This is a genomic window from Microbacterium sp. str. 'China' (assembly GCF_002993305.1).
Taxonomy (GTDB): Bacteria; Actinomycetota; Actinomycetes; order Actinomycetales; family Microbacteriaceae; genus Microbacterium; species Microbacterium paraoxydans.
The window spans coordinates 187,315-203,474 of record NZ_CP027434.1 but is presented as its reverse complement, the minus strand read 5'-3'; the positions used below and the strand labels follow the sequence as shown (position 1 = coordinate 203,474).

General features: G+C 70.8%; 13 protein-coding genes. 5 read left to right on the top strand and 8 right to left on the bottom strand.

Features of this window, described 5'->3' with window-relative positions; all coding sequences use genetic code 11:
* Positions 1-10: 10 nt before the first annotated feature.
* The 6 genes from C6C15_RS00915 to C6C15_RS00890 all read right to left on the bottom strand — a co-directional run bounded on the left by C6C15_RS00915 (position 11) and on the right by C6C15_RS00890 (position 8,816).
* Positions 11-2,227, bottom strand: a complete 2,217-nt coding sequence (locus C6C15_RS00915) for a peptidase C14 (RefSeq protein ID WP_234024197.1) — start codon at positions 2,225-2,227, stop codon at positions 11-13.
* Complete coding sequence (locus C6C15_RS00910; protein WP_105949042.1) at positions 2,224-3,987, bottom strand: dipeptide ABC transporter ATP-binding protein; 1,764 nt, start codon at positions 3,985-3,987, stop codon at positions 2,224-2,226. Before C6C15_RS00910 ends, C6C15_RS00915 begins: the two co-directional genes overlap by 4 nt.
* Positions 3,984-4,832 (bottom strand): ABC transporter permease, encoded by an 849-nt coding sequence (locus C6C15_RS00905; protein ID WP_199787677.1) that lies wholly within the window; start codon positions 4,830-4,832, stop codon positions 3,984-3,986. Before C6C15_RS00905 ends, C6C15_RS00910 begins: the two co-directional genes overlap by 4 nt.
* On the bottom strand, positions 4,825-5,787 hold the full coding sequence (locus C6C15_RS00900; protein ID WP_025104137.1) for an ABC transporter permease: 963 nt from the start codon (positions 5,785-5,787) through the stop codon (positions 4,825-4,827). The genes C6C15_RS00905 and C6C15_RS00900 overlap by 8 nt, the downstream gene beginning before the upstream one ends.
* Before the next feature lies 1 nt (position 5,788).
* Positions 5,789-7,324, bottom strand: a complete 1,536-nt coding sequence (locus C6C15_RS00895) for an ABC transporter substrate-binding protein (protein WP_105949040.1) — start codon at positions 7,322-7,324, stop codon at positions 5,789-5,791.
* A 109-nt stretch (positions 7,325-7,433) separates the two neighbouring features.
* On the bottom strand, positions 7,434-8,816 hold the full coding sequence (locus tag C6C15_RS00890; RefSeq protein ID WP_234024196.1) for an MFS transporter: 1,383 nt from the start codon (positions 8,814-8,816) through the stop codon (positions 7,434-7,436).
* Between the two features lie 152 nt (positions 8,817-8,968).
* Here C6C15_RS00890 and C6C15_RS00885 point away from each other — a divergent pair, with 152 nt between their 5' ends.
* Together C6C15_RS00885 and C6C15_RS00880 are read left to right on the top strand one after the other, a co-directional pair.
* Positions 8,969-9,619 carry a GntR family transcriptional regulator gene (locus tag C6C15_RS00885; RefSeq protein WP_060922906.1) on the top strand — a complete coding sequence of 217 codons (651 nt, stop codon included), beginning with the start codon at positions 8,969-8,971 and terminating at the stop codon, positions 9,617-9,619.
* A gap of 8 nt (positions 9,620-9,627) precedes the next feature.
* Positions 9,628-10,458, top strand: a complete 831-nt coding sequence (locus tag C6C15_RS00880; RefSeq protein ID WP_105950724.1) for an SDR family NAD(P)-dependent oxidoreductase — start codon at positions 9,628-9,630, stop codon at positions 10,456-10,458.
* A gap of 28 nt (positions 10,459-10,486) precedes the next feature.
* On the opposite strand, the gene C6C15_RS00875 is transcribed toward C6C15_RS00880, so the two are convergent.
* Entirely contained in the window at positions 10,487-11,074 is a 588-nt protein-coding gene (locus tag C6C15_RS00875) for a helix-turn-helix domain-containing protein (protein ID WP_234024195.1), read from the bottom strand.
* A gap of 77 nt (positions 11,075-11,151) precedes the next feature.
* On the opposite strand from C6C15_RS00875, the gene C6C15_RS00870 reads away from it, so the two are divergent.
* Genes C6C15_RS00870 through C6C15_RS00860 form a run of 3 tightly spaced genes read left to right on the top strand, consistent with a single transcriptional unit; the run spans position 11,152 to position 13,866 of the window.
* Positions 11,152-12,066 carry an NAD(P)/FAD-dependent oxidoreductase gene (locus C6C15_RS00870; protein WP_105949039.1) on the top strand — a complete coding sequence of 305 codons (915 nt, stop codon included), beginning with the start codon at positions 11,152-11,154 and terminating at the stop codon, positions 12,064-12,066.
* Positions 12,067-12,091: 25 nt separating this feature from the next.
* Positions 12,092-12,358, top strand: coding sequence for a hypothetical protein (locus C6C15_RS00865; protein ID WP_025104144.1), 267 nt, complete (start codon positions 12,092-12,094; stop codon positions 12,356-12,358).
* Positions 12,359-12,390: 32 nt separating this feature from the next.
* Positions 12,391-13,866, top strand: coding sequence for an APC family permease (locus tag C6C15_RS00860; RefSeq protein WP_105949038.1), 1,476 nt, complete (start codon positions 12,391-12,393; stop codon positions 13,864-13,866).
* Positions 13,867-13,922: 56 nt separating this feature from the next.
* On the opposite strand, the gene C6C15_RS00855 is transcribed toward C6C15_RS00860, so the two are convergent.
* On the bottom strand, positions 13,923-16,076 hold the full coding sequence (locus C6C15_RS00855) for a peptidase C14 (protein WP_105949037.1): 2,154 nt from the start codon (positions 16,074-16,076) through the stop codon (positions 13,923-13,925).
* Positions 16,077-16,160: the final 84 nt, after the last annotated feature.

The window sequence follows — 16,160 nt, the reverse complement described above, 5'->3', positions numbered from 1 at the left end:
ATGCCGTCCGTCACGCGCTCGTCAGCACGTCCGCGATGACGACGCGCGGTCCGGCCTCCGGGAGCGCGGTCTCGACGCCGCGCTCGACGGTGTCGCTGTACAGCAGCGTCGACGGCTCGGCGAATCCGTCCGCCAGCCGCACTCGTCCCCCGGCGAACTGGCTGCCGGTGACGCGGGCGTGATTGACGCCCGTGCCGATGTCGAGGTGCGCCGCGCCCTTCGGCACGGTCGAGGTCACGCCGCTCACCCGCCAGGTGACGAGGCCGGCACCGGCGGCCCTGCTCAGCAGCGCGCCGTCCGTCCGCTCCGTGGACAGCTCGACGCCGTCCAGAGCGACGAGCTGATCCCGCACCGCGGTCGCGGTCAGGCGCACGTCGCGCACGGACCCGCCGCGGATGGTGACGCGGGAGGCACCGAGCTCGAAGGGCGCACCCGCCGCCGGGCCGCTGAGGCGGCAGTCCACGAACTCGACCGGCCCAGACCCTCGCGCCTTGACCCCGTCGATCCCGGTGATCGTGCAGTCCACGAAGCGCACGGGAGCCGTGACCGGGGTCTGCACGAGCACCTGGTCCTTCGGCAGCGCGAAGGTGGAGTCCGCGATCACGGTCGGCCGCGACGAGCGCTGCGACCGCTGTCCGATCGCCAGGAGTCCGGCGGTGCACCCGCGCACCTGGGCACCGTCGGCGTTGATGGTCATCGTCGCCTGCGGATCGAAGGTCGAGCGGCCGATGACCCGCACGTTCTCCAGCGTCAGATCGCTGATCTTGGTCCCGGCGACGAACCAGGAGCAGACGTGGTCGCGCACCGTGATGCGCTTCGCGGCGGTGCCCCACTGCGCCCCGGAGTTGGCGATGTCCATGAGCCCGGAGTTGCCGATGAAGGTGAGGTCGTGCTCGTACTGGCCGTGCGTGGTGAAGGGGTTGCCGCCCTGATCGTCGCCGTCGCCGTGGCAGTTCTCGACGATGCAGTAGGCGCTGGCGGTGAGGTCGTTCAGGTGCCGGGCGTTCGACGACGTGCAGTCGCTGACCCGTCCGTAGAGGCTGTAGATCTGCTGCGTGAGGTAGCCGGCGCCGCCGTAGAACACGGTCGGCGGGTTCTCCACCGAGCAGCGCTCCGTCGTGAAGTGCGTGTTCCACCGCCGCATGATCACGGGCCACCAGGTGCGGCTCGCGTGCACATCGGCGACGTCGCAGTGGATCGCGTACTCGAAGGCGATCGGGTGGGAGCCGGTGAGCTCGCGGGAGTCGGGGAAGGAGCCGTCGGTGGGACCGTCGAAGGGACCGGCCCCCAGGAACCGCATGTTCGCGATCCGGACGCCCGCGACCGGTTCCATCTGCCGCCAGATGAGCTTCCGCCCCTTGTCCAGCGGCCAGCCGTTGAGGTAGTCGATGCGGATGTGGGTGCCGTCGATCTGCTGCGTCACCTGCACGAACCGCTGCAGCTCGCGCTCGTCCGCACCTCCTCCGGCGACGGGATCGCACTGCACCGCCCACCAGGAGTCGACGGGGAACCGGGAGGCATCCGGCACGGCGACGGCGTCGGTCAGCTCCGGCCAGGCCTCGGCCAGCGCGTGCTCGACCGTGACGTCCTTCGACACCCCGGTGAAGAACATCACGGCGCCGAACGGGTTGTCGTGCGTGTTCTTCTCGATGCCGTCGGTCGCGATGAGGTGTCCGCCGAAGTCGATCTCGACGTGCGACCGGGTGAAGCGGTGTCGTCGCCGGAACAGGAGATCCGTGCTCGCCTCGATCCGGCGGATGCGGGGATCGTTCACCATCGCCGCGAGCGCATCATCCGCCGGCTTCTCCGGTCCCGTGATGCCGAAGACCCGGAAGTCGACGGTGCCGTTGTGCTGCAGGACCCAGCGGGTGTCGTGCTTCCCCGCGATCACGGTGCCGCCGTTGGGCGCGGTCTTCGCGCTCTCGCTGCCCACGTACACGAGCAGCCCGGCGTCGCCCGGCTTCCGGTACCCGGCGACGATCGCCACCTCGCCGTCGCGGGCCCGGAGGCGGCCGAGGTCGGCGACGGACTCCGCTCGCGTGACGTCCTTGGCGCCGGCGGCGACCGGGGCGGCCTGCGCCGGCGCCGTGCTCGCGAGCGCGCCCGCCGTGCCGAGCGCGACCGCGCCGAGCCCGGCCATGAGCGCGCGACGGCCGGTGGACCGCACCGCCGCGCCGGCACCCGCGGTGTCCGCCGCGGCCCCCGTCCCCTGATCCGTGATGGTCATCGTCGTCCTCCTCGTCCTGCGGTCGTCGCGGGGACCGCACCCGTCTGCCCACCCTGGGCCTGCCAGAGCGCCGCGGCCTCCGCACGCCGTCGGCGCTCGAGGACCGGGTCGGCGACGGGGATCGCCGCCATGAGCCCGCGCGTGTACTCGTGCTGCGGATTCGCGAAGAGCGCGTCGCGCGCGCCGATCTCGACGATGCGGCCCTGCTGCATCACGGCGACCGTCGAGGACATGTACCGGATCACCGCCAGGTCGTGGCTGATGAAGAGGTAGGTGAGGCCGAGCTCGGCCTGCAGCTCCCGGAGCAGATTGAGCACCTGCGCCTGGATCGACACGTCGAGCGCCGACACCGATTCGTCGAGCACGAGGAACTCCGGCTCGAGCACGAGCGACCGGGCGATGGACACGCGCTGGCACTGCCCGCCGGACATCGAGCGCGGCAGCCGGTGCGCGAACTCCTCGTCCAGGCGCACGCGGTGCATGGTCCCGCGCACCTTCTCGGCGCGGGATACCCGGGTGCCGATGCCGTGGGCGCGTAGCGGCGCCTCGATGATCTGCGCGACGGTCTGCCGCCGGTTCAGCGCCGAGAACGGGTCCTGGAACACCATCTGCATGCGCTTGCGCAGGCGCCGCAGCTCCTCGCCGCGGAGGTCGTGCGGGCGCTGCCCGTCGAAGACGACCGACCCTCCGTCGATGCCTCCGAGCGCGAGCACGGCCTTCGACACGGTCGACTTGCCGGAGCCCGACTCGCCGACGAGCCCGACCGTCTCGCCGCGCCGGATCTGGAACGACACGTCGTCGACCGCGGTCACCCGGCGTCCGGAGCCGAGCGTGAACACCTTCGACACGCCCTGCACGTCCACCAGGACGTCACCGGACTCCCGCGCCCGATCCACCGCGCTGATCGACCCGGCTTCGGCGAGCGGCTCCGTCCCGCGTTCGAGCACCTCCGCGGCGGTGCGGATGGGCTGCTGCACGTCCACCGTGAGGTCGACGACCGCGCCGAGCAGCGCCTGCGTGTACGGGTGCTCGGGGGCGGCGTAGATGCGGTCGACCGGGCCCTCCTCGACCACGCGCCCGTGCCGCATCACGTGGATGCGCTCGCAGAACCCGGCGGCGACGCCGAGGTCGTGCGTGATGAGCACGACCGCGGTCCCGTGGTCCTCCGCGAGCCGGTCGAGGAGGTCGATGATCCGGGACTGCGTCGTGACGTCGAGGGCCGTGGTCGGCTCGTCCGCGATGAGCACGGCGGGTCGAGACGACATGGCCATCGCGATCATGACGCGCTGCCGCATCCCGCCGGAGAACTCGTGTGGGTACTGGCCGAGACGCTCCTCAGGGAGCGGCACCCCGACCTCGGTCAGCAGCTCGACGGCCCGCGCGCGGGCGGCCGCCGCCGAGACCCGGTCGTGCAGCCGGATCGCCTCGACGAGCTGGTGCCCGATCGTGCGGACCGGGTTCAGCGACGACATCGGGTCCTGGTAGACCATCGCGATCTCGCCGCCGCGCACGCGGGTCATCTCCCGCGGGCTGAGCGTGAGCAGTTCGCGATCGCGCAACCGGATGCTGCCGCCCAGGGTCGCCCCGTCGTTCAGCCGCATGATCGACAGCGCCGTGAGCGACTTGCCGGAGCCGGATTCGCCGACGAGGCCGATGCGCTCACCGGGGCGCACCGCGAACGTGATGCCCTGGACGGGCATGACGTCGCCGTAGGAGACGGTGAGGTCCTGCACCTGCAGGACAGGCGTGAGGTCGGTCATCGGCCCTTCCCCTTCCGATCGCCGCCGAACTGGTCGGCGAGCACGTTGAGCAGCCAGATGGTGACGAAGATGAACAGGGCGGGGAACAGCACGTACCCGATGGACTGGTACATCTTCTGGTAGCCCTGCTGCACGAGCGTGCCCCAGGTGGCCTCGGGCGGCGCGATGCCGAGCCCGACGAAGCTCATCGACGCCTCCAGGAGGATCGCGTTGGCGGCGTTGATGGCCGCCTGCACGATGATCGGCCCCTTGGCGTTCGGGAGCACCTCGGCGAAGAGCAGCCGGCGCCGGGTCGAGCCGAACGCCACCGCGGCCGTGAAGTAGTCCTCCTGCAGTTCGCTGAGCACCGACGACCGCACGAGCCGCGCGGTGGTCGGCGTGAGGAGCACCCCGATGATGACGGCGAGCTTGACGGGGTCGGCGCCGAACGCGGAGATGAAGACGAGCGCGAAGAGGATCTGCGGGATCGCCATGACCGTGTCGGCGAGACGCATGAGGATCTCATCGACCCAGCCGCGCGCGAACGCCGCCGCCATTCCCCAGGCGATGCCGAGGACCATGGCCACGAGCGTCGCGCCCCCGGCGATGAACACGGTGAGCTGGCCGCCGTAGAGCACGCGGCTGAAGAGGTCGCGGCCCAGCTCGTCGGTCCCGAAGAGGTGCGCCGCCGAGGGTCCGGCGAACCGGTCGGACGACTGTGCCGCGGGGTCGTACGGGGCCAGGAGCGGGGCGAGCACGCAGGCGAGGACGATGATCGCCAGCAGCCCCAGCGGGATCCAGGAGGCGACGGCGACCCGTCGGCGGGGGCGCGCGGAGCGCAGCGCGAGGGTGAGGGTGTCAGCCACGGCTGCTCCTTGCACGAAGACGCGGATCGAGCACCCCGTAGAGGAGGTCGACGATGAGCGTGGTGAGGATGAACATCGCGGAGATCAGCAGCACGACCGACTGCAGCACCGCGTAGTCCCGCTTGAAGACCGCGTCGATCGCGAGCGAGCCGAGCCCGGGGACGCCGAACACGTACTCCACGATCACCACGCCGCCCAGGGTGTAGCCGACGATCAGGCCGAGCATGGTGAGCCCGGGGATCAGGGCGTTGCGGAGCGCGTGGCCGAGGACGACGCCGCTCGCCGATTGTCCCTTGCCCTTCGCGGTGCGGATGTAGGGGGCGTCCAGCACCTCGACCATCGAGGCCCGGAGGAACCGCATAAGCAGCGGCGCCGCCGCGAAGGCGAGGGTGAGGCCGGGGAGGATCATGCGCACGAGGTTCTCGGCGGGGTCTTCCGCGAACGGCGTGTAGCCGCGGGCCGGCAGCACCTTGAGCTGCACGGCGAACACGACGATGAGCACGATGCCGATGAGGAACTGCGGAAGGGCCATGCCCGCGGTCGAGATCGCGGTGAGCACCCGGTCGACCACGCCGAGCGGACGCAGCGAGGCGAACACGGCGGCCGGGGTGGCGATGAGCACGGCCAGGAGCACGCCGATGAGGGTGAGCTCCAGCGTCGCGGGAAGACGCTGGGCGATGAGCTCCGTCACCGAGTACTGGTTGAAGTAGGACTGACCGAAGTCGCCCGTGAAGACGCCGCCGATCCAGCGCAGGTACTGCTCGATGACGGGGGCGTCGAGGCCGGCCTCCTCCCGGAGCCGGGCGATGGTCTCGGCATCCACGCCCGGCGTCGAGCCGAGGCGGGTGATGACGGGGTCGCCCGGCAGCAGCCGGAGCACGACGAAGACGAGGAGCGAGGTGGCGATCAGCATCGCGATGCTGATCGCCACCCGCCGGAGGACGGAGAGGACCATGTCAGCCCTTCAGCTGCGCGCCCTCGAGGTGCAGCTGTCCGCCGCCCTCGACCCACACGCCGTCGACCGCCGTGCTGGTGGCGGTGACGACCGTCGACTGCAGGGGCACGATGAGCGGCACCTGCTCGTTGATGATGGTCTGCACGGTGCCCCACTTGTCGGCCCGCGCGGTCTCGTCCGGCTCGGCCACGGCGTCGGCGAACGCCGTCTGGAAGTCGGGGTCGACCCAGTTGCACTCGCACCGCCCCTCCAGGTAGAAGTTCAGCGAGTAGGCCGGCTCGGGCGGGGTGGACTGGAAGTTCGGCACGATGTACCCGGGGTAGCTCTTGCCCGCGGGGTAGAACGCGTCGACCCAGGTGCCGATGTCGTTGTTGTCGATCTTCAACGTGATGCCGATCTCCTTCAGGCTCGCCTGCAGGATCTCGCCGCTCGTGTTCCACTCGGGGTACTGTCCGGCCACGCCCCACCAGGTGAGCGTGCTGCCCTCGGTCACCCCGGCCTCGGCGAACAGCTCCTTCGCCTTGTCCAGGTCGTAGGAGTAGTCGGTCAGCTGGCCGCCGAACCACGGGTTCACCTCGCCGAGCGCGTTGTTCGTCGGCGAGACCGTGCCCTGGCCGTAGTAGGCGGCGTCGAGGATGGCCTCGCGGTCGGTCGCGTACGCGAGGGCCTGCCGGGCGCGCACGTCGTCGAAGGGCGGCGACGTCGTGTCGATCTCCCACGACGGCCACTGGCTCGGGTTCTCGGGCTTCACCAGGGCGATGTCGCCGCCCTCCAGACCCGCCACGTCGCCCTGTGGCACGGACCACAGCACGTCGATGTCGCCGGAACGCAGACCGGTGACGGCGGCGGTGGACTCGGCGGCCTTCACGATCGTGATCTCGTCGAGCGCCGGGGCCTCGCCGAAGTACTCGGGGTTGGGGACGAGCGTGAGGCTGTCGTCCGGAGTGAAGGCGTCCACGACGTACGGACCGGTGCCGATGGGCTCCTTGTCGATGGTGTCGAGCGCGTCGACGTCGATCATCTTCACCCAGACGATGCCCGCGGGGAAGGTCGCGATGGGCTCGGACAGCGTCACCACGACGGTCTTCTCGTCCGGCGCGGTGACGTCGGTGACCATCGAGATCTTGTTCTTCTCCTGCGTCGCAGTCTCCGGGTCCAGGTAGTAGTCGAACGCGGCCACCGCGTCGTCGGCGGTGAAGTCCTCGCCGTTCGAGAACGTCACGCCGTCGCGGAGGGTGAACGTCCAGGTCTTCTGGTCGGCGGATGCCTCCCAGCTCTCGGCGAGGTCGCCGACGATCTCGCCGGACTCGTCGGTCTTGGTGAGGCCGTTCCACAGCAGCGGGAACAGCACCTCCTCCCACGCGAACGTGCGGATGGCGGGATTGAGCTGCGGGATGCCCTGCGCGGCGGCGACGGTGAGGGTACCGCCCTCCTGCGCCTGGCCGTCGGGGGTGGATGAGGTGCTGCAACCAGCGGTGATGAGCGCGGCGGTCAGCAGCATCGCTGCTCCGCCGAGCCGAACACGACGACGCGACATGGGTGCCTCCAAGGTCGGGTGGTGCTTCGGGTAAGGGTGTTGCGCTATAGCATGTAGCAAAAGCGCAGGGTCGTCTAGAGCGAACCGGGCCGGCGGGGTCACGTTCTCGTCACGACCGCCGGCCCGGACCGGTCACCGTCGGGCGCTGGACGCCTCGACGGCGAGCGCGGGCGCCGTCGTGAAGTCCGCGCGGCGGCTGAGCACGAAGGCGATCGTCGCCCCGAGCAGCGTGAGCCCCGAGATGAGGAGCAGGCCCCACACCGCCGAGCCCGTGGTCTCGCTGATCCAGCCGATCGCGTAGGGTCCCGCGAAGCCGGCGAGGTTGCCGACCGAGTTGATGAACGCGAGGCCGGCCGCGGCCGCCGTGCCGGTGAGCACCATGGGCGGCAGGCTCCAGAACAGCGGGGTGGTCGAGAAGAGCGCCGACATCCCGACGCACAGCGCTGCGAGCGCGAGCACCGGCGTGCCCTGGGCCGCGACCGCCGATGAGCGACAGGGCGGTGATGCTGAGCGTGATGCCGATCTGCAGCGGGATGTTGCCCTGCTTCCGGGCGGCGCGCTCCCACGGCAGCATCACGAGGGCGGCGCACAGGTTCGGCAGCGCCACGAGCCACCCTGTGGTCGCGTTCGAGAAGTCGCCCATGCTCTTCACGATCGTCGGCAGCCACATGCCCAGCCCGTAGGCACCGAACACGACGCCGAAGAAGAGCACGATGAGCGTCCACAGGCGGCCGTTGCGGAAGACCTCCCCCAGACGCAGGCGTCCGTGCCGCTGCTCGGTCGCCTGGGTCTCGGCGGCGAGCGTGTCGGTGATCCAGCGCTGCTCGGCGGGGGTCAGCCAGCGCGCGTCCTGCGGGCGGTCGGGGAGCCAGAAGAACACGACGAACGCGAGCAGCACGGCCGGGATGCCCTGCAGCAGGAAGACGAGCTGCCAGCCGTCCAGGCCCCACAGCCCGTGCAGCTCCAGCATCCAGCCGGACAGCGGCGCGGCGACCGCGTTGGCGATCGGGTTCGAGAGCACGAAGACGGCGAGCACCTGCGTGCGGTACTGCCGCGGGAACCACAACGTGAGGTAGAGCAGCACGCCGGGGAAGAACCCAGCCTCCGCGATACCGAGGATGAAGCGCGCGATCGCGAACTGCGTCGCGTCCTGCACGAAGGCGGTCAGCGCGGCGACGATGCCCCACGAGATCATGATGCGGGCGATCCACTTGCGGGCGCCGAACTTCTCCAGGAGCAGGTTGCTCGGCACCTCGAACAGCAGGTAGCCGATGAAGAAGATGCCCGCCGCGAAGCCGAAGGCGGCCTCGGTGATCTGGAGGGCGGCGGTCATCTCCAGCTTCGCGAAGCCCGCGTTGTTCCGGTCGATGTAGGCGACGAGGTAGAGCAGTCCGAGGAACGGCCCCAGCCTCCAGATCGCCTTCTTCATGGCGGCGGCTCCCACCGCATCCTCCGCGCCGCGCGCCTGCGCGAGGGTCTCTCTGCCGGACATGACAACTCCTTCGTCATCGGTTTCGGGTTTTGCTATAGCATCTAGCACCGCGCGGTTCCTGTCCAGTCCCGGCCTCATGCCATAGCATCGACCGAGCGAAGGAGCCCCCGCTCGACGAGCACCGGGCCGCGCGAGATCGAGAAGGGCCCCGGATGCGCAGCGTGTCGGATCAGAACATCGCCGAGCAGGTCACGGACGAGCTGCGGGCGGCGATCCACTCCGGAGAGCTCGCCCCCGGCGAGCGCCTCGTGGAGCGCAAGCTCGCCGACCGTCTCGGCGTCAGCCACATCCCCGTGCGCGAGGCCCTGACCCGGCTCGCCGAGGAGCGCCTCATCACCCGCGAGCCCCGCCGCGGCGCCCGCGTCGCCCAGCTCAGCGCGCAGGACCTGGAGGAGATCTCGAGCCTGCGGATCGTGCTGGAGCAGTTCATGGCGATCCGGGTCCAGGAGCGGTGGAACGACGAGTCGGCGGCACGGCTGGAGGCCATCATCCAGGCCATGGCGGCCGCGGCGCCGGGCGATGTGGCCGAGGTCCTGCGCCAGGACCGCCTCTTCCACGAGACCCTCGCCGACCTCGCCGAGCACCGGTTCCTCGACGAGCTCAGCGCCCAGCTCCGTGGCCGGATCGCCGGGTTCATCCAGGCGGCCAACTCCGCCCTCGACCCCGCCGAGCAGGAGGAGCACGTGCGCAGCCACCAGCAGATCGTCGACGCCATCGCGACCGGCGATCCGGAGCAGGCGCGCGCGGTGATCGCCGAGCACGTGACCAGGGCCGTCCGCCGCATCACGCCGTCGGCCGAGTGAGCGCCGCCGTGGCCGCACGCACCATCGTGCTGACCGGAGCCTCGGACGGGATCGGCGCCGCCGCCGCCCGCCAGCTCGCCGGGTCCCCGCACCGGCTGCTCCTCGTGGGCCGCTCGCCCGACAAGATGCGGGCCGTGGCGGAGGAGACCGGCGCGGAGTGGTTCACCGCCGACTTCGCGCGCCTCGACGACGTGCGCGCGCTCGCCGCGCAGCTCGCGGACGCCGTGGGCGCAGAGGGCATCGACGTGCTGGCCAACAACGCCGGCGGCATCTTCGGCGACCGCACCCCCACGGTCGACGGGCACGAGAAGACCATGCAGGTGAACCACCTCGCCCCGTTCCTGCTGACGAACCTCCTGCTCCCGCAGCTGCTCGCCGCCCGCGGCGCGGTCGTGAACACCTCCAGCGTCGCCCATCGCCTCTTCGGGCATCTCGACGTCGACGATCTCGACAACACCCGCCGGTACTCCCCGAACAAGGCCTACGGCGATGCCAAGCTCGCCAACGTCCTGATGGCGAAGAGCCTGCACGAGAAGTTCCATGCGCAGGGGCTCAGCGCGGTGGCCTTCCACCCCGGCACCGTGGCGACGAACTTCGCCGCCGAGTCGTCGAGCATCATGCGCCTCGTCTACCGCACCCCGCTGCGCCGCCTCGTCCTCATCGGCAGCGACCGCGGCGGCGCGACGCTGCGGTGGTTCCTCGAAGGCACGCCGGGCGAGACCTGGATCTCCGGGGCCTACTACGACGAGCGCGTCCTCAGCACCCGCGTGAACCCGCAGGTGCACGACCCCGCTCTCGCCGAGGCCCTCTGGCGGCGCAGCGCCGCGCTCGTCGGCTGATCCCCGCGGAGGCTCGGGACGTCCGCCGTCATCCCTCGGGCTGCGCGCCCGACTCGCCCGCGTGGACGCGTTCGCCCTGTCGGCCGAACAGGCTGAGCACCTCGGCGGGCTCCCCGTCCGCGCTCCCGAACCAGTGCGGCACGTGCGTGTCGAATTCGGCGACCTCTCCGGCTGCCATGCGCAGATCGCGCGCGCCGAGGATCAACCGCATGGTGCCGCTGAGCACGTAGAGCCATTCGCGCCCCTCGTGCGCCCGGGGACGCGGAGTCACCTGGCTCCCCGGGATGAGGATCTTCCAGGCCTGGACCGGGCCGGCGTGCGGGGTCAGCGGCACGACGATCCGGCCGTGCACGCGGCGCGGCTTCAATCGCACGCGCGGATCGCCGACGTCGGGCGCCCCGACGAGGTCGTCCAACGGCACCCGGTGGGCGCGGGCGAGCGGGAGGAGAAGCTCGAGGCTCGGTCGGCGTTGCCCGGTCTCCAACCGCGAGAGCGTGCTCGTGGAGATCCCCGTGGCGTCGGCCAGGTCGGTCAGCGTCATCCCCCGCTGCTTCCGGAGCCACCGCAACCGCGGGCCCACGCCGTCGAGCGTCGCGTCGATCTCGTCCCCCTGCACGTCCTCAGTCTGGCCGCATTTCCCAGGAGCAGCAAAGAAGTTTGCCGCCCCGGCACCTCCGGGGCGACTCTCGTGGCATGAAGAGATTCGATGTGCTCATCGTCGGCGGCGGTGCCGCCGGCCTCAGCGCCGCCCTGGTCCTGCTCCGCGCTCGACGCACGGTCGCGATCGTCGATGCGGGGGAGCCCCGCAACGCCCCCGCGGCGCATCTGCGCGGCTTCCTCTCCCGGGACGGCGCCGCGCCCGCTGCGCTGCTCGCGAGCGGACGCGACGAGGTCGCGGGCTACGGAGGCACGATCATCGACGGACGCGTCGCCGAGCTGTCCCCGGGCTTCACGGCCACCCTCGACGACGGGCGACGGCTGGAGGCCCGGCGGGTGCTGGTCACCACGGGCCTGCGCGACGAGATCCCCGACATCCCGCATCTGCGGGAGCGCTGGGGGCGAGACGTACTGCACTGCCCGTACTGCCACGGCTACGAGGTGCGGGATCGCGCTCTCGGGGTGATCGGCGGCACGGCTGCGTCGGTCGCCCACGCGCTCCTCATCGCCCAGTGGTCCGCCGACGTCGTCTACTTCCCCCACACCCGGCCACTCACGGACGACGAGCAGGAACGTCTCGACGCGCGCGGCGTCCGGGTGCATCCGGGGGAGGTCTCCCGCCTCATCGTCGAGGCCGACCGCCTCGAGAGCGTGGAGCTGAGCGACGGCACGCACGTCGAGCGCGCCGCGGTGTTCGTCCGCCCCGAGATGCGCGCTCACGACGCCCTCCTCCACGCTCTCGGCTGCGAGACCGACGAGAACGGGTGGGTCCGGCACGATGCCGGCGGGCGCACGAGCGTGCCAGGGGTCTCCGTCGCCGGGAACGTCGCCGATCCGCGTGCGCAGCTCATCACCGCGGCCGGACAGGGCTCCGCCGCCGCGATCGCCCTCAACGCCGACCTCACCGACGACGACCTCGCCGCCCAGCTCGCGACCCACCGCGGCGCCTGACCCCCGAGAGAGAAGGAACACAGCCATGTCCACAGCACCCGCCCCGACGGCGACCCCCGTTCCCCCGCCCACGCAGCACCAGCTCGCGCTGATGATCTGGATCGCCGTCTTCCCGACCCTCACGGTCTTGAACCTCGTCCTCGCCGCCCCCCTTTCCGGACTCCCGATCGTCGTGCGCACGCTGGTGCTCGTCACCATCGCCGTCCCCCTCGTGATCTACCTGGAGATGCCGCTGCTGCACCGCGTCCGCCGCCGGATCCACGGTCTTGTGACGGCGCGCCGGCGAAGGTAACGTTCTACCGTTCCTGACGAGAGAAGGCGACGATGCCCCGGACAGATCGACCCCGTTCCACGACGTCCGTGTGGCGCCGCAAGCCCGTCAGCGACATGACGGAGGAGTCGGGCGGGAGCGGTCTGTTCCGGACGCTCGGGCTCTGGCAGCTCACCGCGATCGGCGTGGGCGGCATCGTCGGCGTCGGGATCTTCTCGCTCGCCGGACTCGTCGCCCACGGCGATGCGACGACTCCCGCCGTGGGCCCCGCCGTCGTCCTCTCCTTCCTCATCGCCGGGCTTGCGTCGGCAGCGGCCGCGCTGTCGTACGCGGAGTTCGCCGGCATGATCCCGCGGGCCGGTTCCGCCTACAGCTACGGCTACGTCGCGCTCGGCGAACTCGTCGGCTGGTTCATCGGCTGGGACCTGCTCCTGGAGTACGTCGCCATCGTCGCCGTCGTCGCGATCGGCATCTCCGGCTATCTGGACGCATTCCTCTCCGGATTCGGGCTGGAGCTGCCGACCGCGATCACGGAGACCGCCGACCAGCCAGGGGGTGTGGTCAACATCCCGGCCATCCTCATCTGCCTGTTCGTGACGTTCCTGCTGAGCCGCGGCACCCGCACGTTCGGCCGCTTCGAACTCGTCGCCGTGGCCATCAAGATCCTCCTCGTGGTGTTCATCGTCGTCCTCGGCGTCTTCTTCATCGACCCCGCCAACTACGACCCCTTCCTGCCGAACGGCTTCGGCCCCGTCTTCACCGGTGCCGCGACGGTGTTCTTCGCGGTGTTCGGCTACGACGCGATGAGCACGGCCGCCGAGGAGGCGAAGGACGGGCGTCGGCACATGCCGAAGGCGATCATCCTGTCCCTCGTGATCGCCATGGTGCTCTACGTCGCCGCGACGCTCGTGCTCACGGGCATGCAGAACTACCAGGACATCGATCCGAAGGCGGGCTTCGCCTCGGCGTTCACGGGTGCGGGGCTCCCGGTCGTCGCCTCCGTCATCTCGGTGTTCGCCGTCGTGTCGATCCTCACCGTCATGCTCACGTTCCTGCTCGGCGCCACCCGGGTGTGGTTCAGCATGAGCCGCGACGGACTGCTCCCCGGCTGGTTCGCGCGGGTCGACCGCCGCGGCGTCCCGCAGCGGGTCACCTGGATCGCGGGGCTGGGCGCGGCGTTCTTCGCGGGGGTGTTCCCCATCCGCGCCGTCGCCGACCTCACGAACATCGGCATCCTCGCCGCCTTCGTCGTCGTCTGCATCGCCGTGATCGTGTTCCGTTACACCAAGCCGGAGGCGCCGCGGACGTTCCGGCTGCCGCTCATGCCCGTGGTCCCGATCGTCGGCGTGGGCTTCTCGCTCTTCCTCATCTCGCAGCTCCACCCCGAGACGTGGCTCCGGTTCGGGGTCTGGCTCGTGATCGGACTCGTCGTGTACTTCGCCTACAGCCGCCGGCACTCGCTCCTGAACCCGGACAGCCCCCGGCACCGCCCGGGCACGACTTCGGAGACCCCCGGCGACACGCCGTAGGCGGGGCCGGGGAGGCGGCGGGTCGCGCCGCAGCTCCGAAGTCGTGCCCGGGAGGATCAGCCGACGACGAGGTTGGCGGTGTCGACGACGCGGTCGCCCTCGCCGGGGAACGCCGTGCGGGTGACCCCGGCCTCCACGTTGCCGGTGTGCAGCAGCGTCGACCCGGCGCCGAAGGCGTCGTCGCGGAGCTCCAGGGCGCCGCCCTCGAAGCGGTTGCCGACCGCGCGGTAGTGGGTCGCGCCGCTCGTCACGGCGACGTGCGTGGTCGCCCCCTCCGCCCGGAAGGTGCTGTCGGCGAGCGTCAGGTGCAGCTCGCCCGCGCCCGACCGCGACACCGTCGTCCCACCCTTCGCCGACACCTCGGAGCCCGCGATCTCGACGACCTGACGGTCCTTCGATGCCGCCGCGATGCGGGCGTTGCGGAGCGTCGAGCCTTCGATCCGCAGCTTGCCCGTCGCGGAGGCGATGGGGGCGGCGTCGTCCGCCGCGGTGAGGGTCGAGCCACGGAAGGTGACCGCACCCGGTCCGTTGATCTTCATGCCGCCCACGCGGTCGAGCACCGTGTCGACGAAGGTCACCGGCGTCTTCACCGTCGCGTTGGTGAGCTCGCCCGGAGCGACGAACGTGAAGTGCGAGTCGGCGATCACCGTCGGGCGGGCGGAGTTATCGGACGCCTGGGTGATGATGAGCGTGTCCGACGCGGTGCAGCCCCGCAGTTGCGCGCCGTCCGCGTTGATCCACAGCATTCCTGAACCGGACAGCGAGGGCTTGCCGATCACCTGCACGTCCTCCAGCGTCAGGTCGGTGATACGCACCCGCGCGACGAACCATGAGCAGACGTGCTTGCGGACGGTGATGCGCTTGGCGGCCGAGCCCCACGCGGCGCCCGAGTTGGCGAACGTCATGAGGCCGGAGTTGCCCGTGTAGGTGAGGTCGTGCTCGTACTGGCCGTGGGTGACGAACGGACCCTGGTCGTCGCCGTCGCCGTGGCAGTTCTCCACGAGGCAGTAAGCGCTCGCGGTGAAGTCGTTGAGGTGCCGGGCGTTCGCGGTGTGGCAGTTGGCGACGTAGCCGTACAGGCAGTAGATCTGCTGCGTCAGGTAGCCGGCGCCGCCCCAGGTGACGGAGGTCGGGTTCTTCAGCGTGCAGCTCTCCGTGGTGAAGTACGTGTTCCACCGGCGCTGGATCAGCGGCCAGAAGGTCGCCGTGCCGTCGATGTGGTCGACGTCGCAGCGCACCGCGTACTCGAAGGCCAGCGGGTGCGACCCCGTGTACTCGTCCGTCCCCTTGCCGAGGAACTTCAGGTTCGACACCGTCACGTCCTGCACCGGCTTCACGTGCCGCCAGGTCATCGTGCGGTCCTTGCCGAGCGGCCAGCCGTTCTTGTAGTTCACGCGGATGTGCCGACCGTCGACGATCTGGGTCACCTGCACCAGCCGCTGCAGCTCGCGCTCCCAGCGGCCCGACAGCGCGTTGACCTCGGCGGCGTACCACTCTCCGACCGTGAAGAACGACGAGTCGGCGACGGGGAAGATGTCGGCGAGGTCGGGCACGTCCTCGCCGAGCTTCGCCTCCTGCACCGCGTCGGTCACCTCGCCGCGGAAGAACATGACGGCCGCGAAGGGGTCGTCCTTCCCGGCGTTCTCGATACCCTCGGTCGTCATCAGGTGGTTCCCGAAGTCGAAGGCGATGTTCGACCGGGAGAACTTGTGGCGGCGGACGAAGTTGAGGTCGGTGTGCGCCTCCACGCGTCGCACCCGGGCGTCGCCCACCATCGCATCGAGCGCGTCGTCCGCGGGCGCGGAGGCGTCCATGATGCCGAACTTCCGGAAGTCGACCGTGCCGTCGTGCACGAGCACCCAGGCGCCGCCCTTGGGACCCGCGAGCACCGTCCCGCCGTTGGCCGCGGGGGCGTCCTTCTTCACGAAGCGGTAGAGCCCGTCGCCGCCGTCGCCGGGGGTCGCGTAGCCGCTCGTGCGCACGAGGTCGCCCTCCTTGCCTTTGCGCGTCGCGAGGGCGGTGGCGACGCCTCCGTGCGCGACGTTCTTCGAGCCCGACGACTCCTGCGGCACGGCGGGTCCCGCGGCCTGGGCCGCGGCGGGCGCGCCGATCGCGGCGACCCCGCCCAGGGCGGCGGCGCCGAAACCGGCGAGCAGCATCCGTCGACTGCGCATCGCCGCGGTCTCGGTGGTGGTGTCCAGCTGGGTCATGCTCATCCTCCTTGCGGCGTCCTCGCCGCGGTCAGGCGTCCGGCCCTCGGCCGGATCGCGGTCACCGATCAGTCCCCGATCCCC